The following is a 16,720-nucleotide window of genomic DNA, read 5'->3' on the forward strand; positions in this document are numbered from 1 at the left end:
CTCACAGTTCGAGGCCCGTCAGCACCAGCACGCGCGGCTCGGTCAGGTCCTCCATCGCCGCCCGCAGCCCCTCGCGCCCGACACCGGACTCCTTCACCCCGCCGTACGGCATCTGGTCGGCCCGGTAGCTCGGCACGTCGCCGACGATCACGCCACCGACCTGGAGCCGGTGCGCCGCGCGGAAGGCGAGCCGCACGTCGGTCGTGAACACCCCGGCCTGCAGGCCGTACCGGGACGCGTTGACCAGGTCGAAGGCCTCCTCGACGCTGTCGACGCGGGTCAGCGTGACGACCGGGCCGAACACCTCCTCGGCGTTGACCTTCGCGGTCGCGGGCACGTCGGTGAGCACGGTCGGCGCGTAGGTGCGGCCGTCGCGGGTGCCGCCGGTCAGCACCGTGGCCCCCGCCTCGGCCACCCACGCCTCGACCCGGTCAGCGGCGGCGTCGTTGATCAACGGACCCACGTCGCCGGCGACGTCGAGCTTCTTCACCTGCGCCACAACGGCGTCCGCCACCGCGTCGTAGACGTCGGTGTGCACGTACACGCGCTGCACCGAGATGCACGACTGCCCGGCCTGGTACATGGCGAACGTGGCGATGCGCTGCGCGGCGAACTCGACGTCGGTCCAGTCCGGCGCCACGATCGCGGCCGCGTTGCCGCCGAGCTCCAGCGTGACGTGCTTGCGCGGCACCCGGTCCCTGATGCCCCACCCGACCGGGCTGGAGCCGGTGAACGACACGACCGGCAGCCGCGGGTCCTCGACGAGCCGCGCGGTGTCCTCGTTGGCCAGGTGCAGCACCGCCCACGCACCCCCGGGCAGGTCCGTCTCGGCCAGCAGCTCCCCGAGCAGGAACGCGGCCTTCGGCGTGGCGGGCGCCGGCTTCAGCACGATCGGCGCGCCGACGGCCAGCGCGGGCGCGACCTTGTGCGCCACCAGGTTCAGCGGGAAGTTGAACGGCGCGATGCCCAGCACCGGCCCGCGCGGCACCCGCCGCACCAGCGCGAGCCGTCCCTCTGCGGCCGGGTCGGTGTCGAGGCGCTGCAGCTCGCCGGAGAACCGGCGGGCCTCCTCGGCGGCCCAGCGGAACGTGGAGACCGCGCGGGTCACCTCGACCCGCGACCACCTGAGCGGCTTGCCGGAGTCGTCGGTGATGGCCTGCGCGAACTCCTCCGCGCGCTCGGCCAGCCGCGTCGACACGTGGTCGAGCGCGGCGGCCCTGCGGTGGGCCGGCAGGGCGGCCAGCTCGGGAGCGACCGCGTGCGCCTGCGCGACCGCGTTCTCGACGTCTTCTGGGGTGTGGAAGTCGGTCATGCGAGCAAAGCTCCTTCGAGAACGTCGAGGCCTTCGGCGAGCAGGTCGTCCGGGATGACGAGCGGGGGCAGCAGACGGATCACGTTGCCGTAAGTGCCGCACGTCAGCACGACGACACCCTGTTCGTGGCACGCCTTCGCCACGCGGGCGGCGACTTCGGGCGTGCGTTCGGTGAGCTCGATGGCGAGCATCGCGCCACGGCCGCGGACCTCGGCGATGGTGCCGGTCTTCTCCGCGACCGCCTTGAGCCGGGGGAGCACCGTGTCCTCGATGCGGCGTGCGGCGGCGTTGAGGTCCCGCTCGCGCATCGTGCGGATGGCGCCCAGCGCGGCAGCGCACGCCACCGGGTTGCCGCCGTAGGTACCGCCGAGTCCGCCCACGTGCACGGCGTCCATGATCTCGGCGCGTCCCGTGACGGCGGCCAGCGGGAGACCGCCCGCGATGCCCTTGGCCGTGGTGACCAGGTCCGGCACCACGCCCTCGTGGTCGCAGGCGAACCACTCCCCGGTGCGGCAGAACCCGGTCTGGATCTCGTCGGCCACGAACAGCACCCCGCGTTCGCGGCACCACCGCGCGACGGCGGGCAGGAAACCGGGCGCGGGTGTGATGAACCCGCCCTCGCCCTGGACCGGTTCGACCACGACGGCCGCGGTGTTGTCGCCGCCGACCTGCTTCTCGATCGCGGTGATCGCCCGTTCAGCCGCCTCGGCACCGGTGAGGCCGTCGTGCAGCGGGTAAGACGTGGGCACCCGGTACACCTCCGGCGCGAACGGCCCGAAGCGGTGCTTGTACGGCATGTTCTTGGCCGTCAGCGCCATCGTGAGGTTCGTGCGCCCGTGGTAGCCGTGGTCGAACACGACGACCGCCGCCCGGCCGGTGACGTGCCGGGCGATCTTGACCGCGTTCTCCACGGCCTCCGCGCCCGAGTTGACCAGCACCGACCGCTTCTCGTGCGTGCCGGGGGTCAGGGCGTTGAGCTCCTCGCACACCGCCACGTACCCCTCGTAGGGGGTGATCATGAAGCAGGTGTGGCTGAACCGGTCGATCTGCGCGTGCACGGCCTCGGCCACCGCGGGCGCGGGGTTGCCGACGCTCGTGACGGCGATGCCGGAGCCGAGGTCGATCAGCCGGTTGCCGTCGACGTCGACGAGCAGGCCGTCGTCGGCGGAGTCGATGTGGAGGGGCAGCGCGGAGCCGACCCCGGCGGCGACGGCGTTCGTGCGCCGTGCCTGGAGCTCCAGCGACTTCGGGCCGGGCAGCGAGGTGCGCAGTCGGGTCATGGGGTCAGCATGGTCCTGGTCAGCGCGGTGCGCAGTGGCGGAAATGGCGATCAGCAGCGGCCTCGCTGTACAAACTGGCACATGCCGATCACGTTGCGGGAGCTCGCGTCCGCGCTGCGGTTGCCGGTGCTCGCCGGTGACGTGTCACGACCGGTCGGCTGGGTGCACGGCACGGAGCTCGCCGACCCGGCGCCGTTCCTGGAGGGCGGTGAGCTGCTGCTGACCACCGGACTGGGCGAGCCGGGGGAGGACTACGTCGACCGGCTGGTGCGCGCGGGGGTCGTCGGCCTCGGCTTCGGCACCGGGCTCAGCCACGCCGCCGTGCCGCCCGCGCTCGTCGACGCCGCCCGCCGCACCGGGCTCGGGCTGGTGGAGGTGCCGCGCGAGGTGCCGTTCATCGCGATCAGCAAGGCCGTGTCGAGGGCCGTGGCCGCCGACGAGTACGCCGCCCTCACCCGCACCAGCGAGGCCCAGCGCGCGCTCACCCGTGCCGCGGTCAGGGCCGGGGTCGGGGGTGTGGTGCGCCGGCTCGGCCAGTGGGTCGACGGCTGGGTCGTGCTGCTCGACGCCGCCGGTCACCCCGTGCACGCGCACAACCCGCGCCTGGTGCCCGACCTGACCGCCGAGCTGGCCCGGTTGCGGACCGCCGGCGGGCTCGCGAGCGCCGCGTTCGAGCTCGCGGGGACCCACGTGTTCCTCCAAGTGCTCGGCAGCCGGGCACGCGGTGTGCTCGCCGTGGGCACCACCCGGCCCGAACCCGGCATCGTCAACACCGCGGCGTCCCTGCTCACCCTCGCCCTGGCGCGGAACGACGCCGTCGACGCGGCCCGCGGGGAGCTGCGCGCCGCGCAGTTCCGGCTGCTCCTCGCGGGACTGCCGGTCGACGGCCTGCCCGAGCGGTTCCGCGTCCACCTCGTCACCTCGCCACCGGACGACGACGACGTGTTCTGGGCCGAGCACGACGGTGACGTCGTGGTGCTGGCGGCCGAGTCCGACGGCTTCTCGTCGTCCGAAGTGGACGGAACGCAGGTCGCGCGCGGCTACCGGGAGGCCGTGCGGGCGCGGGAAGCGGGTGTGCGCGCGTTCGAGGACCTGGCCGGCCGGATCCCGTTGCCGGACGGGTTCGCCGCCGCGCTGCTGCGGCCGCTCGACGCCGGGGCGAGGGAGGCCTTGCGGGTCTGGCTGGGCCACCACGGCGCGTGGGACCCGGCGGCGGCCCGGCTCGGCGTGCACCGGCACACGTTGAAGAGCCGCGTGCGCAGGGCCGAGCAGGCGCTGGGCCGCTCCCTGGACTCGCCCGGCCTGCGTGCCGAGCTGTGGCTAGCCCTGCACCGCGAAGGTGAGTGAGGCCGTGTATCCGGCGGACACGCTCCCGGACATGGTCGCCATCTGCTGGTCCACGCCGTCGCGGAACACCATGTCCTGCTGCAACGAGGATCGCGACATGGTGCGCACCGACTGCGTGTAGCCGGTGGTGCCGTAGACCTCCTTGCACGTCGACTCCGGCAGTGCGAGCTGCGAGGTCGTGATCTTGTTGCCCGCCCCGGTGGCCTCGGAAAGGCTCGGGTAGACCTCGAAGTGGACGTGCGGCCATCGCCCCGAGTACGCGCCGGGGAACACGCTCACGAACTTGAGCCTCCCGCTCGCGTCGGTCTCCTGCACGCCGCGCAGGAAGTTCTCGTCCTTCACGCGGTCGGAGTACATCGAGTAGTCGCCGTTGATGTCGCAGTGCCACAGGTAGACGGCCGCACCGGGGTACGGCGTGCCGTCCTCGTGCCGCACGGTCAGCTCGATCGTCAGCGGCACGCCCTCGGCCGTGCGGGTCGACGAGCCGAAGCTGGAGCGGATGTCGGACCGCACGATGCCGCTCTGCGTCAACGCGTTCGGGCCGTTGGAGCCGTCACCGGGGTACGGCCCGGCGGTCTCCTCGGGGATCGCCTCCAGCGCGACGCCCCGGGCGGCAGCGGAGGTGGAGGTCGTGGGGGACGACGTGGTCGTGGTGGTCGACGGGGCGCAGGCCACGAGGGTGAGGCCCGCGCCGCCGAACAGCGTCAGCGCCCGCCGGCGCCCGAGGAGCGTGGCGAGGTCGTACTGGAGGCCGCGGTCGTGGTTGTCCGTCATGGCACCCAGACTGCGGCCGGTTCCTGTGAGGCACCTGTGGGGAACCTGTTCCTCGGTTGTGCGGTACCTCGACGGCAAGATGGCGTCATGCGGAAGCTGACCTACGGCATGAACGTGAGCCTCGACGGCCACGTCGCCGCGACCGGTGGTGACATCGGCTGGGGCGTGTCGAGCGACGAGCTGTTCGAGTGGTGGCTCGAACAGGAGCAGGCGATCGAGCTGTTCCTGTACGGGCGCGGGTTGTGGGAGGCGATGAGCTCCCACTGGCCGACGGGCGACCAGCGGCCGGGCGCCACCCCGGCCGAGGTCGAGTTCGCGCGGAACTGGCGGGACACGCCGAAGGTGCTGTTCTCCTCCACGGTCGGGGAGGCCGGCTGGAACACCCGCGTGGTGCCCGGCGACGCGGTCACCGAGATCACCCGGCTCAGGGACGGCGACGGCGGGCCGATGCGGGTCGGCGGCGCGGCGCTGGCCGCGGCGGCCGTGCGGGCCGGGCTGGTCGACGAGTACCAGGTCGTCACCCACCCGGTCCTGGTCGGCGGCGGCACGCCGTTCTTCCCCGTCTTCGACGGCCGGGTGGACCTCGCCCTCGTGGAGACGCGGACGTTCCCCGGCGGGGTGGTCATGACCCGCTACGAGCGGCGTTAGCCGAACTCGGGGAGCACGAGCGCGGAGTGCTCGGGACGGCTGCCGCCCGTCGCCATGGTCTCCCGCTCCCGCAACGCGGCGTTGCGGGCGGCGAGGGCCTCCGCCGTGCCGGGGAACAGCTCCGCGTCGCCTTCCCGCACGAGGTTCTGGTTCGCCTCGACGAACGGCCGGGTGCCGCGTTCGTACGCCGCGAACGCCGCCGCGTGGTCCGGTGCCGTGCCGAGGTGGCCGGCCAGCACGTACGCGCCGACCAGCGCGAGGCTCGACCCCTGCCCGGTGAGGAACGACGGGGCGTACGCGGCGTCACCGACGAGCGCGACGCGACCGGACGACCAGTGCGGCATGCGGATCTGGCTGACCGTGTCGAAGAACAGGTCCTCGGCCGACCGCATCGCCGCGACCAGCCGCGGCACCTCCCAGCCGTCGCCCGCGAAGACTTCCGCGACCAGGTCGCGCTGGGCCAGCGGGTCGTGGAAGGCGCCGAACGGGGCCTCGGCGCGGGTGAAGCTCAGGAACCCGTGCACGGTCGGCTCCTCGCCCACGGCGTAGAGCGCGGCGGCGCGGCCGGGTTCGTTCCACAGCAGCGCCTCGTGCGCGAGACCGAGGTGGTTGGGCAGGGTGAAGCCCGCGAAGCAGTACCCGAGGTAGCGGTGGAACTGCTCCTCCGGGCCGAACGTCAGCGCGCGCACCGCGGAGTGCAGCCCGTCGGCGCCGACGACGTGGTCGTAGGTGCGCTGAAGGCCGCTGCGGAACGTCACGTCCACACCGCCGTCGTGGTCGTCCATGGCCACGACGGAGTTGTCGAACAGGAACTCCACGTCGTCGCGCACGACCTCGTAGAGGATCTCGGCGAGGTCACCGCGCCGCACCTCCAGGTCGCGGTGGTCGTCGCCGCCGGTGATCGTCTCCGGCCGGATCGACGCGACGCGCTCACCGCCGGCGTCGAGGAACGTGATCCGCCGGGTGTCGACGTGCGCCTCGCGCAGCCGGGGGAGCAGGCCCATCCGCTCGACCACGCCGAGCGCCGTGCCGCGGATGTCGATGGGGTAGCCGCCGCCGCGCAGGGTGTGGGACCGCTCCACGACGGTGACGTCGAAGCCGTGCCGCCGCAGCCAGAACGCGAGGGACGGACCGGCGACGCTGGCGCCGGAGATCAGGACTGAGCTCACGAAAGCCTCCGTTAACTAACTTAGGTATCGTTTCACGACCGACGCAAGCATATACCTAAGTTAGGTAGGTAAGTTGTGGGCGAGGGCCTGAACCCCGCGGCGATGCTGCCGCACCTCCTGCGCCTGGGCACCGTGCTCAACCGGAGCCGCCTGGTCGAGAGGGCCGTGGAACGCGTCGGCATACCGCTCGACCGGCCGGGCCTGACCGTGCTGATCACCCTGCGCATGGCCGGTCAGCCGCTGCGGGTCGGGGAGATCGCCACGCGGATGCAGGTCGCCGGTCCGCACGTCACGAGGCACCTGCACGACCTGGAACGCGCGGGTCTGGTCCGCCGCGTCACCGACCCCGGCGACCAGAGGGCGCGGCTCGTCGAGCTGACCGAGCCGGGTGACGCGGCGGCCGGGCGGTACCTGGAGGCGGTGCTCGGGTCGTTCGCCGACGCGATCGCCGACTGGTCCACCGAGGACCAGGAGACCTTCGGCCGGCTGCTCGGTCGGTTCGTGGAGGACGTCCAAGCGCACTTCGCCGCCGAATAACGGGCGCCGCGTGCTGTCCTTTCGAAAAGTGGGCCGGGACAATTCCCACCGGTCTTGCCGCTGGATCGGCTCCGGCTCACTCGTTCGGACTCGAAAGGAGTCTGTGAAGACAGCTCAGAGCTCGTTCTCGCCCAGAGAGAGAATGTGGAAGCCGAAGCTCGTGGCGTTGTAGCCGGTGTCACGCGAGTCGCTGCCGGCGTGCGCTCGGCACCGTACCGCTGAACGCGCTGCCGACAACGGCGAAGTATTCACCCGAGTGCGATCCTGTTCACCTTCACCGGGAAAGGCCCCGGCATACCGCCAATCGTGCTACTCGCGAGTAGTACAAATCCCGGAGAAGGGCCGAAGACTTTCTTTCGAGGGCCTGCGGAGGGGCGGCGCCCGTGACGGCCACCGGGCGCCGCCCCTCCTGCGGGCGGGTGGACCCCTGCCGTCCACCCGCTCCCGCTAACCGGGGTGGTCCTCTGCCCTGGCCCTGCGCGACTCCCGTTCGAGCAGCGCTGCCCGGTCGACCTCGTCGTGCGGCACGTCGAGGGCGGCGCTGATCCACGCGCGCCAGTAGGGCCCGGGAATGCGCTTCCCGCGTTCCCACCTCGACACTTCTTCGCGGGTCACGCTGTCGTTCTGTGAGATCTCGCACAACAGGTCCGCCAGTTCGCGCTGGGTCAGGCCCTGCTCTCGCCGCGCCCGCGGAATCAAGGCGGTAATCGGCGGGGTCTCCTGGTGCTCGTGGGCTGCACGGACTGCCTTGAGCACGGTTCTGCTCCGTTTCGGTGAGATGCCGGTGTGCGTCCAGACTGCCGCAAAGCGCGGGAGTTCGGTCCGTGCATTGCGGTGATACCGCCGGTCGTTGAACGTTCGCGTACCGCAGGAATCAACCGATCGGATGTTCGGCCGAACTGAGCTGGGCCAATGGGGTGTGCGCACTCGGATTCCGCACCCCTCAGTAGTGTGACCGCCATGGGCATCGTTGCCGAGGCAATGACCTGGATGACAAGGTAGGAAAAATGCTCTCGACGGTCGAAGTGGTGCAGGTGTTCCTCGCGCGCCTCGCGGCACAGGACGCCTCCGGCATCGCGCGGTTGTGCGCACCGACCGTGGAATGGGAGGCGGCCGACCCGAACGGCGTCCGGTGGGCCCTCGGCGCGCGCACCCGGCGAGAGGTCGAGTCCCACTTCCTGACGCTGTTCGCCACGTTCGACCTGGAACAGCTCGCGGTGCGGCAGGTCGTCGTCGACGGAGGCGACGCGGCCGTGTTCGGCAGGGCGCGCTGGCGGGTGCTCGCGACGGGCGAGCGGGTGCTGGCGCAGTTCGCCGCGGTCCTCTCCGTGCACCTGGGGGAGATCGAGCAGTACTGGCACATGCCCGACACCCTCGCCGTCGCGACCGCGACCGGTGCCGCCGCGCGGACCGGGGCATGAACAGCAGGCGTGAGCAGTCCGCACGTACCCGCGCCAAGCTCCTGGCCGCCGCGGCCGAGGTGTTCGACCGCGACGGTTTCGCCGGCTCCAGCCTGACCGACGTGTGCTCCAGGGCGGATGTGTCGAAAGGCGCGCTGTACTGCCACTTCCGCTCGAAGGAGGCGCTCGGCGTCGCCCTGGTCGAGGAGCAGTCCCTGCTGTGGCACCGGCTGCGCGACGAGTACCTGGACGCGGAGAAGTCACCGGTGCAGGCGCTGGTGCTGATGTCGTTCGAGTTCGTCCGCAGGCTGGAGACCGACCTCGGCGTGCGGGTGAGCGCGAAGCTGTTGCGGGAGGCCGTGTTCTTCGACATCGCAGCCGCCGCCCAGGTCGTCGGCTGGGTCGCGGTGGTGCGCGAGGTGCTGTCGCTGGCCCAGGAACGCGGCGAGCTCAGGGCCGACGTGAACATCCGGCACGCCGCCGAGCAGATGGTCGCGGAGCTGCTCGGCGCGCAGCTCGTCGCCCAGGCGCTGAGCGGCGGCAGCGACCTGCGGTCCCGGCTCGTGCGGCTGTGGCGGTCGATGTCCGGCTGCCTGGTGACGGCGGACGTCGGCCACCAGCTGCGCTTCGAGTGACGTCACCCGATCGGCCCATCAAGGCGTTGCGGCATCCGGTGCACGTGGAATTTTCTTCAGGTCCCGCTCAGTTACGCCGGCCCCGCCTGAACCGATGAGGAGCTGGTGGGACGGCACACGGGCCGTCCGCCACCCGGTTGATCTTCACGGTGACCGGGTAGCCGGGATTCCACGCGACCGGTTAGGTTGCTGCGCGATGAGCGGAGGCGCATGAACGAGCCGTGGGACGGCGACCTGACCGGGTCGGTGATCGACGACCGCTTCGTCGTCGGTTCGCTGCTCGGTTCCGGCGGCATGGCCGAGGTCTACCGCGCCTACGACCGCTCGACCACGAGCTCGGTCGCCATCAAGGTGTTCTCCGGCCCCGGCCTGCCCGACGACGAGATCCGCCTGCAGCGCGAGGCGACGATGCTCGCCTCCGTCGAGTGCCCCGGCATCATCCCCGTGTACAGCTCCGGCAAGGTCGCCCGCCGCCCGTACTTCGTGATGCGCGAGATCTCCGGCGGCACCCTGCGCCAGCGCATGCGCGAACCCCTGCCACCGCGCCTCATCGCCCGCATCGGCGGCCAGGTCGCGGCGGTCCTCGACCACGTTCACGGCCTCGGCGTCGTGCACCGCGACGTGAAGCCGTCGAACATCCTCCTCGACGACGCCGAGAAGCAGGCCTACCTCGCCGACTTCGGCCTGGCCCTCCTGCCGGAGCTCACCAGGGTCACCTCCTCCGGCATCCTCGTCGGCACCGCCGGCTACCTGGCCCCCGAGCAGGTCCGCGGCGCCGAGGTGGGCCCGAAGGCCGACATCTACTCCCTCGGCCTGGTCCTGCTCGAATGCCTGACCGGCCGCGCCGAGTACCCCGGCGGCGACGCGGAGGCCGCCCTCGCCCGCCTCGCCCGCCCACCCCGCGTCCCCGTCGACCTGCCGGTGTCCTGGATCTCGCTGCTGACGGCGATGACCGCCTCCGACCCGTCCCGCCGCCCCACCGCGGCCGAGTGCCGCACCGCACTGGAAGCCGCCCACGAGGCCAGCCGCGGCGTACCCGCCCTCCTGCCCACCGCACCGGTGGCCGCCCACGACACCCCCACCCCACCCACCCGCTCCCGCCGCTGGGCCCTGACCGCCGCCGCGTTCGCCGTCGGGGCCGTCGGTGTCGCGGCCGTGGTGTTCGCGCTGGCCGGTGGCGGTGACAACGCCCCGGTGGCACCGCAGGTGGCATCGGACCCGTCCACGCAGGTCGTGACCGTTTCAGCGTCGACGGTGACCGTGGTGCACACGGCGGAATCCGGCCAACCCGGGGTGGTCCGTCCCACCGGGCAGTCGGGGAGTGCGGGGCCGAGCGGGTCTTCGGCGCCCGGGGTGGTGCCGCCTGAGGTGACCACCACGGACGTCGTGCCCACCAGTGAGGTCGTCGTGGCGGAGGAGACGGACACGACTCGGCGGAGCAAGGAGCGGGCGGCGACCACTTCGAAGCCCCGGCCCACGCAGGGGCAGAAGCCTTAGGGCGTCAGCTGGTCGCGCTTGGCACGGTTCTGGCTCGGAGTGGCTCGGCTCTGTTCGCTTCAACAGCCGCCGCGGCATTCGGCGCACCCCAACGGTCGCCGCAGCTCCACCCCAGCCGCCCCGGCTCAGCCGCCACTCGCCACCCAGCCCATCAGCTGGCCGACTCGCCCACCTCCCCGAACGGCAGATCCGCCAGCTCCCCGCGAACCGTGTCCAGGTCCGGGTACACCGCCGACGCCCCGCTGTCGATCAGCTCGTCCTCGCTCACCCCACCCGTCAGCATGCCGATGGACGGCAGGCCCGCGCGGCGGGCGGCTTCGCAGTCCCAGACCGAGTCGCCGATCATCACCGCGCGGTCGCCCTTCACCTTGCGGAGGGCGATCTGGATGAGGTCGGGGGCCGGCTTGCTGGCGTCGGCGTCGTCGGAGGTGGTCCAGGCGACGTCGCCGGGGTCGAGGAGTTTCAGGTAGTGCTCGATGTGCTTGCTCTTGCCGGAGCTCGCCAGCACGACGGACAGGCCCATGTCGGTGGCGGCGTGGATCAGGCGGTGGGCGCCTTCGAAGGGCTGGATCTCGTCGATCAGCTCGTCGAAGTAGCGTTCCCAGGTCGTGCGGAGGGTGTCGCCGTGCTGTTCTTCCACGTGGTCGCCGGCCACCGCGGCCACCATGCGGTCGCCGCCCATGCCGATCGCGCGGTGCACGCGCCAGGCCGGCACCGTCAGGTCGAGGCTGCGGAACGCGCGCAGCCACGCCACGGTGTGGTGGTAGTTGGTGTCGACCAGGGTTCCGTCCACGTCGAGGACCAGGGTGTTGCTCATGGGCGTGGGCTGCCCGTGTCCTCGTCGGAGCAAACTCCCGTGGGCCCTCCTTCCCGCGTTTCCGTTTTGCGGGGCGCGCGAGGTGGTCTGTTTCGGACATCTACCAGACGGGCCCCAGCGTGAATCCGGACGAGCTTCACCCGGTCGGGTGAGACCTCAGCGCACCGAGCCCACCAGCGAACGGGTTCCGCTCAACGCCGCCAGCTCGCGCCGCAGCACCCCGTCGAGCCACTGCGGGTCCGACATCCACGACTGGTTCGTGTGCAGGCAGACGTGCACCGACGACCGGTACACCGACAGCGCCACCCCGACCGCGTGACCTGGGGCGACGGGTGCGACCGGGTACATCTCGGCCAGTGCGGCGCCGTCCAGCGACAGCGGCACGGACGGCAGGGGGACCGAGGTGACCAGCGTGTCGAACAGCAGGGGTGCGCAGCGCGCGGCTACCGGGGCGGCCAGGCGGTGGAGCAGGGCCGGGACCTTGTCGGCGAGCAACGGGAGGGCGCCTGCGCCGCGGTCGGGGCCGGCGGCCTTGGCGGACTCCATCTGGGTGCGCACCGAGCGCAGGCGTTCCAGCGGGTCCGGTTCGCCGACCGGCAGGGACACCAGGAAACCGGAGATCGAGTTGCCGGCCGCGCCGTCGCCGGAGCGCGTGCGCTGGTTCACCGGGATCAGCGCACGCACCGCGGCGGTCGGGCCGGCCGCGTCGTGCGCGGTCAGCCAGTGGCGCAGCGCACCGGTCACCAGGGCCAGCAGCACGTCGTTCACCGTGCCGCCGTGCGCGCGGCGGATGCGGTGCACGTCGGCGAGGTCCACACGCGACATGACCACCCGGCGCGGGCGCGTGGACGAGGTGAGCACCGGCGAGTTCAGCGTCGGCGGGCGGGTGTTCTGCAGCACGGCGGACGCGATGTCCAGGGTGTCCCTGATGCCCCGCAACGACGGCAGCGACGGGAACAGCGGGCGCGGCGCCGGCTCCGCTGCATCCGGAATGGACAGTCGGGACGCGTCGAACAGGCGCAGGCCCAGGCCGACCGCCTTCATGCCGTCGCACAACGAGTGGTGCAGCTTCGCGAACACCGCGAACCGGCCGCCGGCCAGGCCCGTGACCACGTGCAGCTCCCACGGCGGGCGCGCCAGGTCGAGCGGCTGGGCCATCAGGTGCGAGATCAGCGTGGCGAAGCGGTCGCGGCCACGAACGTGGTGGGTGAACACGTGATCTTCAGCCGCGAAACCGGGATCCTCCACCCAGCGCGCGCCGCCGAGCAGGCCGGTGCGGGCGCGGGCGCGCAGGCGGGGGACTTCCGCGGCGCGTTCGCAGAGCACGGCGGCGATGCGCGCCGGGTGCACGAGGTTAGTGGGCGTGAACGTGGCCACCGCGCCGAGGTGCAGCGGATTGCTGTTGCCCTCCATGGCGAGGAAGGCGACGTCGAGGGGGGAGAGGTGGTCGGTCATAGGTGTGCAAGGAAAACAGGTCCGCGTGTCCTGCGCATTGCGATGAGATGGCGGCGACTCCCTACCGCCCCAAGTACACCCGAACGGTGGTGCCGCTGTGACTCGTGTGAGTGCGAACCAGGTCACACAGCAGGTTCACCATCACGATCCCGAAGCCCGACAGGCCCGTGAACGACGGCGGGAAGCCGGTTCCGGAGTCGCTCACCTCGCACACCGCCGTGTCGCCCTCGCGCCAGAACCGCAGCACGCCCCGCCCGGACGCGTGCAGGATGCTGTTCGTGGCCAGCTCGTTCACCGCGAGCACCAGGTCGTCAACCTGTTCGCGGCGCAACCACTGCGCGTACGTGGACACGAGCTTGCGCACGTGCGCCAGCGTCCCGACGGAGAACGCGTGCTCCTCGGCCGTCGCGGGCGGCGGCGGCAGTGGCACGTTGTAGACCTCCGACAGCCCCGCCGGGTCCGTGTACGACTCGGACGCGACCCGCCGCGACCCGTCGATCACCACCGGATGCGTCCTGCGCGCGTCCGCCAGCACGTGCTCCGGCAGCGAACCGGCGTTGTACGGGCACAAAATGACGCCCTGGCGCCCTTCGAACGCCGTGTTGACGAGCGCCTCGTGCTGGATGCACGCCGGATATTCGAGGTCGCTGCGACCCGGCCACATCGGCTCGCCGACCATCCGGACGCGGCGCTGCGGCGCCGACGCGCTGAACGCCATCAGCACACCGGGGATGATCCGGCCGGGGTTGCGGCCCGCCTCGGTCATGTCGATGAAGTGCACCTGGTCGGCCCGCTCGGCCAGCCGCGCCCGCAACAGCGCGATCTTGCGCTCCGGCACGGCCACCAGCACCGGCTCGCCGCTGTCGACCCCGTCCGCCGCGAATCTGGCCGTGCTGACGAGGAACTCGTCCTCATCCCGGTAGAACAGGGCCTCGTGTGCGAACGGAGCAATGGAGTTCATCAGCAACCTGAGGGCTTCGGTGGCGTGGGCAACGCTTCATTCTGCTACCCGTAACACCGTTTCGGCGGGGGCCAGCCCGGTGGTTTCGGCAGACGGCGGCCCACCGTGCGGGACGGGCGGTGCGGACCTGCGCGTCCTGTTCTCGACCACCGGCCCACGGGTACCTCCCGTCATGCGGACGGCGGCGCCCGACCGGTGGAACGTCCGAAGTGGAGCGGAGTTGCGGCAGGCCGGCGGACCGGCGCATCATCCCGGCGAAGAGGAGGCGAGGGCATGATTCCGCACTTCACGCTGAGCGGCCAGGAGGACGCCCCGGTGCTGGTCCTCGGCAACGCTCCCGGCACCACCACCGCCCTGTGGAACGACTTCCCGCTCCCGTTCCGGCTGCTGCGCTTCGACCTCCCCGGCCACGGCGGCAGCGCACCCGCCGAGCACGCCACGGTCGAGTCGCTCGCGTCCGGGGTGGTCGAGCTGCTGGACCACCTCGGGCTGCGCCGGGTGCACTACTGCGGCGTGTCGCTCGGCGGCATGCTCGGCATGTGGCTCGCCGCCAACACCGACCGGATCGACCGATTAGCGCTCGTGTGCACGTCCGCGTGGCAGCCCGACAAGTCCGGCTGGGACGAGCGGATCAGCGCCGTCCGCTCGTCGGGCCTGGCAGCGGTCGCCGACGCGATCGTCTCGCGCTGGTTCACGCCGGCGTTCTCCCCGGCCGCCGTCACGCGCTTCCGCACGGACCTGCTGGCGGTCGACACCGCCTCCTACCTCGCGTGCGCGCGGGCCGTCCGGGACGCGGACCTGCGGCCGGAGCTCGCGAAGATCGACGCTCCGACCGTGGTGATCGCCGCGGCACGCGACCAGGAGACGCCGCCGGAGTGCGCGCGGCAGATCGCGGAGGACCTGCCGAACTCCGACCTCTACATCGTCGGCGACGCCGCGCATCTGGCCGTCGTCGAGGCACCGAGGACGATCTCGGTGATCCTCGACGGCCACCTCGGTGACGCCTAGGCGATCCAGCCGACCAGCGAACGCCACGCGGTCGTGGAGAACGCCAGCACCTCGCCCTCTGCATTCTTCGAGTCCCGCACCAACGCGTCCTGCGACAGGGCGACCTCGACGCAGTCGCCAGAACCGTTCGCGGTGCTGCGGCTGCTCTTACGCCAGTTCCGTTCCTGGGGCATCGGAATCCTCTCGAAGTCCGCTGACGTACTCCGCCAGCCTGGTCTTCGATTGTTCCGCATCCAAGGCAACCGCCTCCAGGCGCCGGAAGAGCCGCCTTGCCCGCTGCACCGCGCCTGCCTCCTGCGCGAACACCTGGGCCATGTCGGTCTCGCTGAACACGATCGGGGGCGCCTTGTCGAACTCGTACAGCGTGCACTTCGACTGGGGGGCTGCGGCGCGGACGTGCGCGGGCACCAGCCGAACCAGGTGGGTGTTGAACATCAGGTGGAGGTACTGGTCCTCCATGAGCTGGTCGTCGCCCAGCCTGACCTGCAGCGCGAGCTCGTGCACGTAGAACACGCACTCCGGCCGGTCGTGGCGCCTCAGCAGGCTCTGCCGCTCCATGCGCGCTTCGAGGTACCTCCGCACGTCCTCCGGCTCCTCGATCCCGCCCTCTTCAAGCAGCGCCTGCGCGTACCTCCGCGTCTGGAAGAGACCCGGTGGCATCATCGGCTCGTAGCTGGTGATCTTCGTCGCCAGCGACTCGGTCATCGCGAGCGTGCGCAGGTTCTCGGGCATCTGCGCGAGGTACGGGTCGAAGGCGTGCCGGTAGCGCTGCCGGAACGCCTCGATGAAGTCGATGTCCTTGCCGCACGTGCTGAGGAACTGGACGATGTCGATCTCGCTGGCGTGCGCCTTGCCGTGCTCGATGTTGGACACCTTGCTCGGGTCCCAGCCGAGCCGCGCCGCCATGGCGCGGCCGTGCATCGACGTCGACGACTCCCGTATGAGGCGGAGCTCGTCACCCAGGTCCCGGCTGTACGCGGTGGAGTAGATCGCGGTCATGGCCAGGGACGCTAAGCGTTGATTTCAAAACAAGGTACTGGCTCGTTCGGGTGAAAACGGACCAGGTCAGACCTTCTCCAGCGGCCGGTGCGGCTCCGCCGGAAGCTCGACCCGGATCTCGTCGCCCGGCCGCACGACGCCACCGGTCAGCACCACCGACATGATCCCCGCGCGCCGGACCAGCTTCCCGCCGGGGCCCTTGCCGACGACCTCCTTGAGCATCCCCGTGGAGAACCGGTCGATCTGCACGCACGGGTTGCGCAGGCCGGTCACCTCGACGACCGCCTCCGGCCCGAGGTGGAGCAGCGTGCCGGTGGGCAGGCCGAGCAGGTCGATGCCGCGGGTGGTGACGTTCTCGCCGATCGCGCCCGGCTCGATGGCGTAACCCTTGGCGCGCAGCTCGTCGAACAGCTCCTCGTGCATGAGGTGCACCTGGCGCAGGTTCGGCTGCGTCGGGTCCTGCGCGACGCGCGAGCGGTGCTTGACCGTCACGCCCTGGTGCACGTCGCCCTCGACACCAAGGCCGGCGAGGAGCGTGATGCTCTCGCGGACGGGCTTGGTGAACGTGTACTCCTCGCTGCGGCTGACCGCCGTCACAACCCCCATGACGTCGATTGTGCACGATGATCCGGAGGCGTGCTGCTGGGCCGTTCGACGTAACGGAATTCGTCCGGAAAATGTTGCTGCCGCACGCATTGCGCAGACCGGGACGTCCCGGTTCCGTCCACGCGACGGGAGTGTCACCTGCGGTGATCACGGAGAGCGTGGAAACGCTCTCACGAACTTCCGTCTGAACTATTGACTAATCCTCACGTGAGGCTGTTGACTGCGTCACACCTCGGCGGAACCGGTTACGGAACCGGTTCCAGAGGCGGCGGAAG

18 protein-coding genes are annotated in these 16,720 nt (G+C 71.3%); 7 read left to right on the forward strand and 11 right to left on the reverse strand.

Annotated features, from left to right (window positions below; genetic code table 11):
• Nucleotide 1: 1 nt before the first annotated feature.
• Together AB0A63_RS26600 and gabT are read right to left on the reverse strand one after the other, a co-directional pair.
• Nucleotides 2–1,312 carry an aldehyde dehydrogenase family protein gene (locus AB0A63_RS26600; RefSeq protein WP_360396161.1) on the reverse strand — a complete coding sequence of 437 codons (1,311 nt, stop codon included), beginning with the start codon at nt 1,310–1,312 and terminating at the stop codon, nt 2–4.
• Complete coding sequence (gene gabT / locus AB0A63_RS26605; RefSeq protein ID WP_360396163.1) at nt 1,309–2,592, reverse strand: 4-aminobutyrate--2-oxoglutarate transaminase; 1,284 nt, start codon at nt 2,590–2,592, stop codon at nt 1,309–1,311. Before gabT ends, AB0A63_RS26600 begins: the two co-directional genes overlap by 4 nt.
• A gap of 81 nt (nt 2,593–2,673) precedes the next feature.
• Between gabT and AB0A63_RS26610 the strand changes: the two genes are divergently transcribed.
• Nucleotides 2,674–3,939 carry a PucR family transcriptional regulator gene (locus AB0A63_RS26610; protein ID WP_360396165.1) on the forward strand — a complete coding sequence of 422 codons (1,266 nt, stop codon included), beginning with the start codon at nt 2,674–2,676 and terminating at the stop codon, nt 3,937–3,939.
• On the opposite strand, the gene AB0A63_RS26615 is transcribed toward AB0A63_RS26610, so the two are convergent.
• The gene (locus AB0A63_RS26615) at nt 3,913–4,713 is read right to left on the reverse strand and encodes an intradiol ring-cleavage dioxygenase (protein WP_360396166.1); all 801 of its coding nucleotides are present in this window, start codon (nt 4,711–4,713) and stop codon (nt 3,913–3,915) included. The two genes, AB0A63_RS26610 and AB0A63_RS26615, sit on opposite strands and share 27 nt — an antisense overlap.
• A gap of 87 nt (nt 4,714–4,800) precedes the next feature.
• Between AB0A63_RS26615 and AB0A63_RS26620 the strand changes: the two genes are divergently transcribed.
• Nucleotides 4,801–5,361, forward strand: a complete 561-nt coding sequence (locus tag AB0A63_RS26620) for a dihydrofolate reductase family protein (protein WP_360396168.1) — start codon at nt 4,801–4,803, stop codon at nt 5,359–5,361.
• Here AB0A63_RS26620 and AB0A63_RS26625 read toward each other — a convergent pair.
• Nucleotides 5,358–6,530 carry an FAD-dependent monooxygenase gene (locus AB0A63_RS26625; protein ID WP_360396170.1) on the reverse strand — a complete coding sequence of 391 codons (1,173 nt, stop codon included), beginning with the start codon at nt 6,528–6,530 and terminating at the stop codon, nt 5,358–5,360. The two genes, AB0A63_RS26620 and AB0A63_RS26625, sit on opposite strands and share 4 nt — an antisense overlap.
• Before the next feature lie 75 nt (nt 6,531–6,605).
• Between AB0A63_RS26625 and AB0A63_RS26630 the strand changes: the two genes are divergently transcribed.
• Complete coding sequence (locus AB0A63_RS26630; protein ID WP_360396172.1) at nt 6,606–7,067, forward strand: MarR family transcriptional regulator; 462 nt, start codon at nt 6,606–6,608, stop codon at nt 7,065–7,067.
• 447 nt (nt 7,068–7,514) lie between these two features.
• Here AB0A63_RS26630 and AB0A63_RS26635 read toward each other — a convergent pair whose 3' ends face one another.
• Nucleotides 7,515–7,823 carry a helix-turn-helix transcriptional regulator gene (locus AB0A63_RS26635; RefSeq protein ID WP_360396174.1) on the reverse strand — a complete coding sequence of 103 codons (309 nt, stop codon included), beginning with the start codon at nt 7,821–7,823 and terminating at the stop codon, nt 7,515–7,517.
• Between the two features lie 251 nt (nt 7,824–8,074).
• On the opposite strand from AB0A63_RS26635, the gene AB0A63_RS26640 reads away from it, so the two are divergent.
• From AB0A63_RS26640 to AB0A63_RS26650, 3 genes are all read left to right on the forward strand, one after another.
• Nucleotides 8,075–8,488, forward strand: coding sequence for a nuclear transport factor 2 family protein (locus AB0A63_RS26640; RefSeq protein WP_360396176.1), 414 nt, complete (start codon nt 8,075–8,077; stop codon nt 8,486–8,488).
• A complete protein-coding gene (locus AB0A63_RS26645; protein ID WP_360396178.1) occupies nt 8,485–9,102 on the forward strand; it encodes a ScbR family autoregulator-binding transcription factor in 618 nt (205 codons plus the stop codon). Before AB0A63_RS26640 ends, AB0A63_RS26645 begins: the two co-directional genes overlap by 4 nt.
• 210 nt (nt 9,103–9,312) lie before the next feature.
• A complete protein-coding gene (locus AB0A63_RS26650) occupies nt 9,313–10,599 on the forward strand; it encodes a serine/threonine-protein kinase (protein WP_360396179.1) in 1,287 nt (428 codons plus the stop codon).
• 151 nt (nt 10,600–10,750) lie between these two features.
• Here AB0A63_RS26650 and AB0A63_RS26655 read toward each other — a convergent pair whose 3' ends face one another.
• From AB0A63_RS26655 to AB0A63_RS26665, 3 genes are all read right to left on the reverse strand, one after another.
• The gene (locus AB0A63_RS26655) at nt 10,751–11,416 is read right to left on the reverse strand and encodes an HAD family hydrolase (RefSeq protein ID WP_360396181.1); all 666 of its coding nucleotides are present in this window, start codon (nt 11,414–11,416) and stop codon (nt 10,751–10,753) included.
• A gap of 156 nt (nt 11,417–11,572) precedes the next feature.
• Nucleotides 11,573–12,871 carry a wax ester/triacylglycerol synthase family O-acyltransferase gene (locus tag AB0A63_RS26660; RefSeq protein WP_360396183.1) on the reverse strand — a complete coding sequence of 433 codons (1,299 nt, stop codon included), beginning with the start codon at nt 12,869–12,871 and terminating at the stop codon, nt 11,573–11,575.
• A 61-nt stretch (nt 12,872–12,932) separates the two neighbouring features.
• Nucleotides 12,933–13,832 carry an anti-sigma factor RsbA family regulatory protein gene (locus AB0A63_RS26665; protein WP_360396185.1) on the reverse strand — a complete coding sequence of 300 codons (900 nt, stop codon included), beginning with the start codon at nt 13,830–13,832 and terminating at the stop codon, nt 12,933–12,935.
• A 273-nt stretch (nt 13,833–14,105) separates the two neighbouring features.
• Here AB0A63_RS26665 and AB0A63_RS26670 point away from each other — a divergent pair, with 273 nt between their 5' ends.
• Nucleotides 14,106–14,840, forward strand: a complete 735-nt coding sequence (locus tag AB0A63_RS26670; protein WP_360396187.1) for an alpha/beta fold hydrolase — start codon at nt 14,106–14,108, stop codon at nt 14,838–14,840.
• Here the strand turns inward: AB0A63_RS26670 and AB0A63_RS26675 are convergent.
• From AB0A63_RS26675 to AB0A63_RS26685, 3 genes are all read right to left on the reverse strand, one after another.
• On the reverse strand, nt 14,837–15,013 hold the full coding sequence (locus tag AB0A63_RS26675; protein WP_360396189.1) for a DUF397 domain-containing protein: 177 nt from the start codon (nt 15,011–15,013) through the stop codon (nt 14,837–14,839). The genes AB0A63_RS26670 and AB0A63_RS26675 overlap by 4 nt on opposite strands.
• Nucleotides 14,988–15,839 (reverse strand): helix-turn-helix transcriptional regulator, encoded by an 852-nt coding sequence (locus AB0A63_RS26680; RefSeq protein ID WP_360396190.1) that lies wholly within the window; start codon nt 15,837–15,839, stop codon nt 14,988–14,990. The genes AB0A63_RS26675 and AB0A63_RS26680 overlap by 26 nt, the downstream gene beginning before the upstream one ends.
• Nucleotides 15,840–15,905: 66 nt before the next feature.
• A complete protein-coding gene (locus AB0A63_RS26685; protein ID WP_360396192.1) occupies nt 15,906–16,445 on the reverse strand; it encodes an MOSC domain-containing protein in 540 nt (179 codons plus the stop codon).
• Nucleotides 16,446–16,720: the final 275 nt, after the last annotated feature.

Source organism: Lentzea sp. NPDC042327 (genome assembly GCF_040647275.1).
Lineage (GTDB): Bacteria > Actinomycetota > Actinomycetes > Mycobacteriales > Pseudonocardiaceae > Lentzea.